Origin of the sequence: Actinomadura sp. KC345 (genome assembly GCF_004348515.1) — a bacterium.
GTDB lineage: Bacteria > Actinomycetota > Actinomycetes > Streptosporangiales > Streptosporangiaceae > Spirillospora.
Window position 1 is genome coordinate 1 of sequence record NZ_SMKH01000294.1, and the last position, 9,606, is coordinate 9,606.

The window sequence follows — 9,606 nt, forward strand, 5'->3', positions numbered from 1 at the left end:
AGCCCCCTCCCGCTGACCGTCAGTCCTCGGTGGCGGCGCGCAGGGCGCCGACCACCGCCGTCAGCTGGGTGATCAGACCGGCCACGCTGGTCTGGTCGGTGCCGTTGACCGTGACCGTGCGCAGCTCGTCCGGCTTGGGCAGCTTCGCCATGATCTCCGGAAGCGACGCGATCAGCCGCGCCTGCACCGCCGCGGGCGTCCGGTCGTTCTCGATCGCCGCGCGGGCGCCCTCCCGCTCCAGGTCGAGCAGCGCCTGCTCGTGCCGGGACCGCGCGCGGGACTCGGCCAGCGCCTGCTCGCCCTCCGCGCGGAGCCGGGCCAGCTCGTGGTCGCGCTCGATGCGCAGCCGCCCGGTCTCGGCCTCCTCCTCGTGCCGCTCGCGCTCCATGCGCAGGTTGTGCCGCGTCGTCGCGGTCTCCAGCTCGGCGACCTCGCGGGCGTCGTCGTGCTCCCGCTTGGTGCGGCGCAGCTTCTCGGCCGCCTCGGTGTCGAACAGCTGCGACTCGTTGCGGGCGCGCAGCTCGGCCAGCTCCCGCTCGTGCTCCAGCCGCTGCGTCTCCTTGATCCGCTCGGTGGACATCTCGCGCTGCGCCACGGCCTCCTCGGCCTCCAGCTCCGCCAGCCGGGCGATCTGCCCCTGCTCGGACCGGTACGGCTTCTGCAGGTTCTCCCAGAGCCGGGACGAGCTGACCACGGCCTCCTTGATCTGCACGGTGACGATCCGCAGCCCGAGCCCCTCGTCGGCCTGGCCCTCCTCGTTCTGGCCCTCGGCCACCGCGCGCAGCCGGGCCGTCAGCTCCTCGATGATGGGCTGCTTGTCGCTGAGGATGTCCCGCACGCCCATCGTGGAGACCTTGTCCTTGATCGCGGCCTCCGCCTGCTCCCGGAGCTGGAGGTTGACCAGCCGCATCGGGTCGTCGGCGTCCCCGAAGTCGAGCTTGCGGTACGCGGTGCCGAAGTCCTGGATGATCCACTGGACGTAGCCCTGGACGAGGACGCCCTGCAGTTCCCGGCAGATGCAGTACGCGTTGATCAGGATCGTCTGCGTCGCGCCCGGCACGACGAGGAACGAGTCGGTGGACGGGTTGAACCGGAACGACACCCCGAGCCCGACGTGCAGCGGCTCGGCCCGCCCGCGCCGCGTGTGCACGACGAACGCGTTCGGCGGGACGAGGACGTTCTTCCACCGCCAGAACCCGCTGATGCGCACGTCCACCGGCCCGGGGGCGGGACGGTCCCCGGTGGGCGCGACGCCGAGGGCGCGGTTGCGTTTGGCGAGGGGGGCGGCCTGCGGAACCGGGACTCCTCCCGGGGCGGCCATGGGGGCCGGTGCCGCGGGGACGCGTCTCGCCCTCAGGTCGTCCTCCAGCACCGCCTGCTCGGCGACGACCTTCTCCAGATACGTGTTGCCCTTCTCCGGCGCACTCATCCCGCTCCTCGAACGCGAAATAGGAATGGCCGTACCTTATTGCTCTTTGAACCGACTGATCAGCCATATGCGTACGTCTCTTCGTGGCGACACAGGAGCGGCAGGCTTCCCCGACCGACAGGCCGATGCTCGTGATCGGCGCCGCGGCCACAGGGCTGGTCGCCCTCGCGCTGGTGGTGCGGCTGGGCGGGGCGTTCAGCGAGACCGCGGCGCCAGGACTGTCGGAGTCCGGGGCGCTCACCAAGGTCGGCCTGTCGGTGGCCGCGCTCGCCGGGAACGCCGCCGCGGTCCTCACGGTCGGCTGGCTGCTGGTCGCGGCCGTGTTCGCCCGCCCGCCGGCGCCGGCCGGCCTGCGCTGCCTGCGCGCCGCGTCCCTGACGGCCCTGGCGTGGGCGCTGAGCACGCTGTCGCTGATCGTGTTCACCGCCCTGGACCTGTTCGGCACCGGCATCGGCGGCCTCACCGGGAACATGATGCGGACGCTGCTGATCGAGCTGCCGCAGGGGCGGGCGATGCTGATGACCCTCGCCGTCGCGATCGCACTGGCGGTCGCGGCGAGCCTCCCTCGCGCCGGGGGTGGCACCGGATACCTGCTGGCGGCCGCGCTCGCCGCCCTGCTCCCGCCGCTGTTCACCGGCCACGCGGCGAGCGCCTCGTACCACGCGCTTGCCGTCTACACGCTGGTCGCCCACGTCCTCGGCGTCGCGCTGTGGGTCGGCGGCCTCGTCGCGCTGGTCACCGTCGGGCCCGCGCTCCGCGCGGAGCTGCCGCGGATCGTCGGGCGCTACAGCACGCTCGCGCTGGTGTCGTTCACCGTCGTCGGGGTGAGCGGCGGGGTCAACGCCTGGGTGCGGCTCGGCGGCTTCGACCTCGGGTCGCGGTACGCGATGGTCGTCGTGGCGAAGATCGCGGCTCTCGGCGTCCTCGGCGTCCTGGGCTGGTGGCACCGGCGCTCCACAATCCCGGCCCTGCGGGACGGGACGGGCGCGCGGCCCTTCCTGAGGCTGGGCGCCGCCGAGGTCCTCGTCATGGCGGCGACGATGGCCGTCGCCACCGGGCTCTCCCGCACGCCCCCGCCCGAGAACGCGCCGGACACCCTCGACCTCGCCGAGCTGCGTCTCGGCTTCCCGATGCCGGGCCCGCCCGGCATCGGCCCCTACCTGCTGGACGCGTGGGTCGACCCGCTGTTCCTCGTCCTGATCGCGGCCGGAGCCGTCCTGTACGGGGCGGGCGTCCGGCGCGTCCGGGACTGGCCGTGGCAGCGCGGAGCCGCCTGGGGCGCCGGGCTGCTCGTCGCGCTGCTCGCGACCGCCGGCGGGATCTCCAAGTACAGCATGGTGCTGTTCAGCGCCCACGCCCTCCAGCACGTCCTCATCGGGGTGCTGGCACCGCTGCTGCTCCTGTACGGCGCCCCGGTGCGGCTGGCGCTCCGGGCCATGCGGGGCGAGAGCGCGCCGCTGCTGGCCGCCGCGGCCGGCTGCCGCGGGATCAGGCTGCTGGCGCACCCGGTCGTCGCGTCCGCGCTGCTCCTGCTCAGCCTCTACGCGTTCTACGTCTCGCCGCTGTTCCCCGCGTCCCTCGGCAACCACGCGCTGCACTCGCTCGCCATGCTCTGCTTCCTGGTCATCGGGCTGGCGTACTTCCACGGGACGGCCGGGACGCTGGTCCCGCTCGCCGTCCTGCCGCTGCACGTGATCGCCGGGATCGCCCTGACGCGGGAGGGCGCCGTCCTCGGCAGCTGGTTCGAGGAGTTCGACCGCGGCTGGGGCGCGCCTCCGCTGGACGACCAGCGCCTCGGCGCGCTGCTGCTGTGGACGGCCACCGTCGCCGTCACGGCCGCCGCGGCGGGGGCGCAGGAGCTCTACTGGCGGGGCCGGCGGTCCACCACCCGGCTGAGCGCCTCCACGACCGTCGGGTCGTACTCGGCGGCGGAGTCGAGCCTCAGCCTCTCCAGCACGGCCGCGCCGCGGTCCCGGTCCGGGGACTCGCCGACGAGGTCGTCGTAGGCGTTGGCGACCTTGATGATGCGGCCCGCGAGCGGCGGCGGGATGGGCCTGGCGTCGTCGCCGGCGCCGCCGGGCGCGGGCTCGCGTCCCGTCCGGTAGGGGTGCGACGAGAGCTGCACGATGTGCGCCACCCGGTCCAGGACGCCCGTCTGCTTGATCACCTCGGCGCCGAGCTCGGCGATGCGGCGCTGCTCTGCCGGGGACGCCAGCACGGTCGCACCCCCCGGGATCGGGTCTCCGAGCGACAGCTGCCCGATGTCGTGCATGAGCGCCGCGTACTCCAGTTCGAGGAGCTCCTCCTCGGACATGCCGAGCTCGCGTCCCATCTCCACCGCGAGCCGCGACACCCGCCGCGAATGCCCGGTCTCCACGTAGCCGCCGACCTCGGTGACCCGTGACAGCGCCCGGACGGTCTGCAGGTACGTCGCGCGGATCCCGGCGTAGCGGCGGAACGCGAACTGCGTCACCAGGATCGGCACCGTGAAGATCAGCAGCGCGGCCTCGCCCATCGCCGTGGTCGCGACCGCGATCAGCATGGCGGTCGCGCTGGTGGCCGCGCACAGGGCCATCTTGGCCTCGATCTCGTCCCGCAGCGCGATCCCGAACCGCGCCCGGACCGCCTCCGCCCGGATCATCGCGGCGATCAGCACGTCGGTGAAGCAGGACGCGATCACGACGACGCTCATCACCGCCAGCAGCAGCTGCCACACCAGGCCGAGCGACAGCACCGGCCGGAAGCACAGCGCGATGATCGCGACGGTGAACAGCCGCCGGGCCATCGCGTCCGGGCGCATGGACCGGCCGACCGCGAGGTGCGGCAGCGAGCCGACCAGCATGCCGGCCGCGGTGACGGCGACGACCTGCAGCGCCGAGTGCTCGGCGGCGACGACGCCGAGCGGCGCGTCCGGCGGGGCGCCCTCGGGGCCGACGCCGACCAGCAGCGCGTAGCCGATCGCGCCGGCGCTGGCGATGGGCGCGACCTCCCGGTTGCCCGGCATCACCATCCGGAACAGCTCGCCCAGTGCGATCAGCACACCGAAGATGATCGCGACGTTGGGCTGGCTCAGGCCCACCGCCGCGACCTGCGCGATCGCGACGACGGCGAACAGCCCGGCGGTGGCGATCAGCAGCAGCTGCCCGGCGTCGATGGTCTGCCATGCGGCCCGTTCCCGGGCACGGCCCTGACTGCTCATGGACGTCCGGTCACCGCCGAGCCTCGTCGCCGCCGGCGACCCGCAGGGGCGTGCTCGGGTCGTCGTGGTCCTGCTGGGTGGTCTCCACGACGTCGTCGTCGGGCAGGACGACCGGCCCGGGAGGCACCCAGGGATCGCGTTCCAGCGCTCGCAGGAACGCCTCGACGATGGCCGGGTCGAAATGTTCGCCCATGCAGCGGCGCAGCTCGGTCACGGCCTCGTCGACGCTGCGGGCGGCCCGGTAGGAGCGGGTGGAGGTCATCGAGTCGAACGCGTCCGCGACGGCGATCACCCGGGCGAACTCGGGGATCTCGTCGCCGGCCAGGCCCATCGGGTAGCCGCGGCCGTTCATCTTCTCGTGGTGGTGCATGATGCCGGCGAGCGCCTCGTCCAGGAACCCGATCTCGCGGACGATCTCCAGCCCGCGCATGGGGTGGAGCTGGATCGCGGCGAACTCCTCCTCGGTCATCGGCCCGTTCTTCTGCAGGACCTTGGTGGGCACGCCGAGCTTGCCGACGTCGTGCAGCATCCCGGCGTAGCGGATCGCCTCGACCCGGTCGGGCCGCATCCCGATCTCCTGGGCGATCATCACCGAGCCGCGGGACACCCGCTCGGAATGGCCCCGGGTGTAGAAGTCCTTGGTCTCGACCGCCTGGCAGAGCGCGGCCAGGGTCGCGGCGTGCGCCTGCTGCTGCACGTATGCCTGGTCCATCGCCCAGCGGGCGATGAACAGCGGCATCAGGACCAGGACGGCGGCGAACGGCCCGACCCGCGGCCACAACCCGGCGATCAGCAGGCCGACCATGCCGTAGCCGAGGCAGCCGACGGCGAGCTGGCCGCTCTCGTGCAGCAGCTCGCGCGGCGCGGCCTGCCGGCTGAGCAGCAGGACCCCGCCCATCAGCGCCAGGTTGACCAGGACGAAGGTGACGAGCGCGCCGAGGAACGGCCCGATGACGTTCTCCACCCAGCGGGCCTGCTCGGGGTGGAAGCGGTCACCGCCGAGGAGTTCGAAGACCGTCCCGGCGATGAAGCCGCTGAGCGCGAGCTGCGCGCCGTTGAAGATCCGCTTGACCGGGGCGAAGAACCGCTGGCCGTTGATCACGGCGCAGAAGCCGAGCAGCGCCGCGCCGACCGGTCCGAGCAGCACCACCGAGGCCAGGCTCGCGGCGAAGCTCAGCGACACCCTGGCGCGGGCGACGTTCAGCCGCGCGGGCGCCGAGTCGCAGATCAGGAACAGCAGGGCCAAGACGGCCAGCGTGCTCCAGTCGATCTCCGCGAAGGACGACGCCGCGATGAGGCCGACCGCGAGTGCGACCACCCCGCAGACGTACACCCAGGCAGCGAGAGGTAGTCCACGCATTGCCACCCCCTCGGGGAGTGAACGGCCCCCCTCCGCCCGGCCCGCCGGGGCACGGCCGGCGCGAGTACGGGCGGAGAGGAAGGGCGTTCAGTGACTAATGGCGGGCCGCCGCCGGGCATGCGCGTGCCTTCCGGCACCTACGCCCACGACACGCCCTTGGGCATCACCAGCGACGGTGCCGTGGCACTCCTGCGCAGGCCGTGTCCCGCGGGCATCACGCGCTTCGGCATGACTCCTTGCCTCCCCCTCGCGAACCGGGCCGCCCGGCCTCGCGGCCGACCCGGACCGGACCGGTCCAAAGCTTCCGGACGAGCACGTACCCCGAATTCACGGGTGCGCACGTGTCTCCGTCGCTGATTTCGGCCCAAGCCTAACGTGAACTGCCCAGGTCACACAGGCATGCGGGGAAACGAAAGCGAGGTGTGAAGCAACCGTCACCTTAAGTGATCAATTTCGCCAGGCTAATACACTCAACGTAATTGCACAATCCCGCTGCACGCCACGAATGCACGTGCATCCGCAGCAGATCCGAATAACCCTCAGGAATTGGCCCCAAAAACGGCCAACCACCGGTTATCTCTCATGCCAGGGCGTTCCGTTCCCTCGCCCAGGCGACCGTCTCGGCGAGCCCCTCGCGCAGACCCACCTCCGGCTCCCAGCCGAGCGCCTCGCGCGTCGCCCGCGGGTCGACGGACATGGCGGGCAGGTCTCCGAGCCGCGGCGGGGCGAAGTCGGGATCGTCCGGCGCCTGCGCCGCCTCGGCCACCAGCGCGTGCAGATCCCGGTCGGTCGTCTGGATCCCGGTGCCGACGTTGAGGCGCCGCCCTCCGCCCCGCTCCCCCGCGGCGCGGGCGAACGCGTCCACCACGTCCAGCACGTAGACGTAGTCGCGGGTCTGGGAGCCGTCGCCGTAGACCTTCGTGGGGCCGCCCGCCAGCAGCGCGTCCGTGAAGATCGAGATGACGCCGGCCTCACCCTCGGGGGTCTGCCTCGGGCCGTACACGTTCGCCAGCGTCAGCGTCGTGAAGTCGATGCCGTGAAGGGCCTTGTACATCCCCGCGTAGACCTCGCCGGAGACCTTCGACGCCGCGTACGGCGACGCGGGGCGCAGCTCGGCGTCCGGCGGGACGGGCAGCACGTCCGGCAGCCCGTACACCGCGCAGCTCGACGTGAACACCACCTTGCGGGCGCCCGCCGCCCGCGCCGCCTCCAGCACGTTCGCCGTCCCCAGCACGTTCGCCCGCGCGTCGCCCAGCGGGTCGGCCACGCTGGCGCGCACGCTCACCTGCGCGGCGAGATGGCAGATCACCTCGGGGCGCCGCGCCGCCGCCTTCCCGGCCAGTGACGGGTCGCCGACGTCCATCTCCCACAGCTCCACCCCGGGACGGACGTTGGCGCCGGACGACAGGTCGTCCACGCCGATGACCTCGTGGCCGTCGGCGACGAGGCGGTCGGCCAGGTGGGATCCGATGAAACCGGCCGCGCCGGTGACGAGTGCGAGCACCCGCAGCACGATACCGGCGTGCCGCCGGCACCGGGGATCGGGACCGCGGCCGGTCAGGGCCGCGGCACGATCACGTCGCGATCAGGCGCTCTCGGTCTTCTCCGCGTCGCCGGCGGCCCTGATGTCGCCGCAGATCTCCTCGATGCGGCCGAGCACCTTGGCGCGCAGGTCGGTGGGGGCGTGCTCGGAGCCGCACGACTTGTTCACCAGCTTCTTGACGGACTCCTCCAGCCCGTACTCGCGCAGGCACGGCCCGCACTCGTCGAGGTGCTGCCGCACCTCGCCGCACCCGCCCTGGTCGAGCTCGCCGTCGAGATAGGTGTAGACGCGCGCCAGCACCTCGTCACAGGGGGTCTCATGGTGGTCGCCACAGCTCATGGCTCACTCACCCTCCTTGCGCACGGCGCCACGGCATGGCGCGGCGCCCGGCATCTCGCTCCGTTGTACGCGGCAGGTGCGTTTCCCGCTCACTTGGACCCTCCGCTCGTCCTCGTGAGGCCGCGGTCCGCGGCGTAGTCCTCCAGCATGCCGCGCAGCTGGCGCCGGCCCCGGTGCAGGCGGGACATCACCGTGCCGATGGGCGTGCCCATGATGTCGGCGATCTCCTTGTACGCGAAGCCTTCGACGTCGGCGAGGTAGACGGCGATGCGGAACTCCTCCGGAAGATCCTGCAGCGCCCGCTTCACATCGCTGTCGGGCAGGTGCTCCAGCGCCTCCTGCTCGGCGGACTTCAGGCCGCTGGAGGTGTGCGACTCGGCACGCGCGATCTGCCAGTCCTCGATGTCCTCGGTGGCGGCCTGCTGCGGCTGGCGCTGCTTTTTGCGGTAGGAATTGATGAACGTGTTGGTCAGGATCCGGTAGAGCCACGCCTTGAGGTTGGTGCCTTCCTTGAACTGGTGGAAGGACGCGAACGCCTTGGCGAAGGTCTCCTGGACGAGGTCCTCGGCGTCCGCCGGGTTGCGCGTCATGCGCAGCGCGGCAGAATACAGCTGATCCAAGAACGGGAGCACGTCGCGCTGGAACCGCTCCTGGCGCTGCTCCACGGTCTCCGTGGTGCCCTGTACCTGACCCACCCCCTCGGCTGTGGCGTCGTCGGCCGCGATCCGGCCGGCGGCATCGTACCCCACAGACGATATCGGCCCGCGCGGCCTGCCGACGCGCGCGGGGGCCCGCGCGTCGCCGCGCGGCGCCGTGGTCCCGGCGCTCCGCCGCAGGTCGGCAACGGCTGTGGTCATCGGTGTGCACCTCCGCGAATTGGGTTGTGAGACGGTGCAACACCGAAGCGGCCTTGCCGATTCCCCATGGGGAGCGGCCCGGCGATCACGGGTGCCCCGGCACCTGGACTGCACGGAGGGTGACGCCTCCCGCAACGGGGAAGAAGTGACATACACGGCGAGAACAGGAGCAAACGTGCATCCGGTGCTGTCGGCGCAATCGTCCGAACCCACCATCGCCAGCCTGCGCGACATCTCCGGGGACGGGGCGGGTGACGCCCTCGCGCGCTACTGGACGTTCTACTGGGCGGTCGCCGCCGCCCAGCTGACCCGGTGGCTGCCGCGCAGACCGTCACGCGTGCTCGACCTCTCGGGCGGGACCTCCGCCGCGCAGGCCGCCGAGGCCCGCCACACCGTCCTGGAGATCCGCGACCCGGCCAGACCCGAGGGCCCCGCGGCCCCCCGCGGCGCGCCGCCCGCGAAGGGCACCACGATCCCGCTGGTCGGCGACACCGGCACCCTCGCCTACCTCGCCGGCGGCTCCATGGACGCCGTGATCGCCGAGAACCGGGTCCTGTCCCGGCATCTGGCCACCGAGACCACGGTCGCCGAGATCGCCCGCGTCCTGCGCCCCGGCGGCCGCGTCCTGCTCTGCGTCGACTCCCTGACCCTCGGGATGGCGCTGCTGGCCGAGCGGAACTACTGGGCCCACCTGTCCGACGTCCCGAGCGCCGAGGTCGTGCTCGTCCCCTGGCCGGACGGGACGATCACCCGCTCGTTCTCGGCCCACCAGCTCCGCGAGCTGCTCGCCGACGCGGGCCTCGAGGTCGAGTGGATCAGGCCCCGCACGGTCCTGTCCCCCTCGACCGTCGAACACGTCCTGGCCGACTCCCCCCGCAC

7 protein-coding genes and 1 pseudogene are annotated in these 9,606 nt (G+C 72.4%); 2 read left to right on the forward strand and 6 right to left on the reverse strand.

All coding sequences use genetic code 11. From position 1 onward, the window contains the following. Positions 1-19: 19 nt before the first annotated feature. Positions 20-1,429 (reverse strand): SPFH domain-containing protein, encoded by a 1,410-nt coding sequence (locus E1281_RS32645; RefSeq protein ID WP_207943622.1) that lies wholly within the window; start codon positions 1,427-1,429, stop codon positions 20-22. 518 nt (positions 1,430-1,947) lie between these two features. Between E1281_RS32645 and E1281_RS32650 the strand changes: the two are divergent. After that, positions 1,948-3,237, forward strand: a pseudogene (locus E1281_RS32650) (bifunctional copper resistance protein CopD/cytochrome c oxidase assembly protein); the annotation flags it as partial. 53 nt (positions 3,238-3,290) lie between these two features. Here the strand turns inward: E1281_RS32650 and E1281_RS42270 are convergent. The 5 genes from E1281_RS42270 to E1281_RS32675 form a co-directional block, all read right to left on the reverse strand. Next, the gene (locus E1281_RS42270) at positions 3,291-4,628 is read right to left on the reverse strand and encodes an HD domain-containing phosphohydrolase (RefSeq protein WP_131883569.1); all 1,338 of its coding nucleotides are present in this window, start codon (positions 4,626-4,628) and stop codon (positions 3,291-3,293) included. A gap of 10 nt (positions 4,629-4,638) precedes the next feature. Then, on the reverse strand, positions 4,639-5,988 hold the full coding sequence (locus tag E1281_RS32660; RefSeq protein WP_207943623.1) for an HD-GYP domain-containing protein: 1,350 nt from the start codon (positions 5,986-5,988) through the stop codon (positions 4,639-4,641). Between the two features lie 580 nt (positions 5,989-6,568). Continuing rightward, positions 6,569-7,492 carry an NAD-dependent epimerase/dehydratase family protein gene (locus E1281_RS32665; protein ID WP_131883570.1) on the reverse strand — a complete coding sequence of 308 codons (924 nt, stop codon included), beginning with the start codon at positions 7,490-7,492 and terminating at the stop codon, positions 6,569-6,571. A gap of 81 nt (positions 7,493-7,573) precedes the next feature. Then, positions 7,574-7,870, reverse strand: a complete 297-nt coding sequence (gene rsrA, locus E1281_RS32670; RefSeq protein WP_131883571.1) for a mycothiol system anti-sigma-R factor — start codon at positions 7,868-7,870, stop codon at positions 7,574-7,576. Positions 7,871-7,959: 89 nt separating this feature from the next. Further along, positions 7,960-8,727, reverse strand: coding sequence for a sigma-70 family RNA polymerase sigma factor (locus E1281_RS32675; RefSeq protein WP_243717657.1), 768 nt, complete (start codon positions 8,725-8,727; stop codon positions 7,960-7,962). Positions 8,728-8,941: 214 nt separating this feature from the next. Between E1281_RS32675 and E1281_RS32680 the strand changes: the two genes are divergently transcribed. Continuing rightward, on the forward strand, positions 8,942-9,606 hold a 665-nt coding region (locus tag E1281_RS32680; RefSeq protein WP_243717658.1), incomplete at its 3' end, for a methyltransferase domain-containing protein.

Bases quoted from the DNA above. Each gene is read 5' to 3' on its own strand.
- E1281_RS32660 (WP_207943623.1), bottom strand. From the start codon at position 5,988: ATGCGTGGACTACCTCTCGCTGCCTGGGTGTACGTCTGCGGGGTGGTC.
- E1281_RS32675 (WP_243717657.1), bottom strand. From the start codon at position 8,727: ATGACCACAGCCGTTGCCGACCTGCGGCGGAGCGCCGGGACCACGGCG.
- rsrA (WP_131883571.1), bottom strand. From the start codon at position 7,870: ATGAGCTGTGGCGACCACCATGAGACCCCCTGTGACGAGGTGCTGGCG.
- E1281_RS32645 (WP_207943622.1), bottom strand. From the start codon at position 1,429: ATGAGTGCGCCGGAGAAGGGCAACACGTATCTGGAGAAGGTCGTCGCC.
- E1281_RS42270 (WP_131883569.1), bottom strand. From the start codon at position 4,628: ATGAGCAGTCAGGGCCGTGCCCGGGAACGGGCCGCATGGCAGACCATC.